The organism is Yersinia pekkanenii (assembly GCF_001152565.1).
In the GTDB taxonomy this organism is placed as follows: domain Bacteria; phylum Pseudomonadota; class Gammaproteobacteria; order Enterobacterales; family Enterobacteriaceae; genus Yersinia; species Yersinia pekkanenii.
Genome location: NZ_CQAZ01000202.1, coordinates 1 through 614, shown reverse-complemented (window position 1 = coordinate 614; position 614 = coordinate 1). Strand labels below are relative to the sequence as shown.

The window sequence follows — 614 nt, the reverse complement described above, 5'->3', positions numbered from 1 at the left end:
TGCGGTTATCATCCAGGTAAACGGCCATTCCTCACCGTTTAGAGCGTCACCGCAAACAGACATTCCCGCGCATGCTTGTCTGTATTGGGTTATTGAGATGGTGTAACCCAGTGCCGCAGCCACTCGAATAAAATACTCAACGGACTGGCCGCCAATGCCAAACAGTTTCGACACAACTGCCCGCTGGCGCTGGGCAATGCTGTCAATCTCACTAATGGCACACAAATCAGGTAACCCCAGCGTTGCCTCCCACTCAGGCAGCATGGCGGTGGCCGTTGAGGGAAAAGCCGCATCGAGCAGATTGCGGGCATCTTCATCACTGCGTTGATAGGATCTTGCTAATGCACGTAGCGTGCTGGTTTGAACCCTACCTGATATTTTGGGCCAAACTAAGCCCCCCGGCATCAGCGCTTGCAGCGCCGCAGTATATTCACTCACAGAATAGCGACTCATAGGTAGGTCACCGTACCCCGGATAGGTAATTGACCGGTTTCAAGTTGAATATTTGTCGTCGGGGAGTTGAGAATAAAGCCACTGGTCCCTGCAACATCGCCAATTGACAGCAATAGAGATGAAAGTAAAATTTGAATAGACCCCAGTTTCCTAGACGGTAG

General features: G+C 51.3%; 1 protein-coding gene and 1 pseudogene. Both read right to left on the bottom strand.

What is annotated here, in order from left to right; translation table 11 throughout:
* Positions 1-453: YmfQ family protein (locus AEP37_RS23975; RefSeq protein WP_049615686.1), on the bottom strand; the 453-nt coding region annotated here is incomplete at its 3' end.
* A pseudogene (locus AEP37_RS27520) lies at positions 450-614 on the bottom strand (baseplate J/gp47 family protein); the annotation flags it as partial. The gene AEP37_RS23975 and the pseudogene AEP37_RS27520, both read right to left, overlap by 4 nt.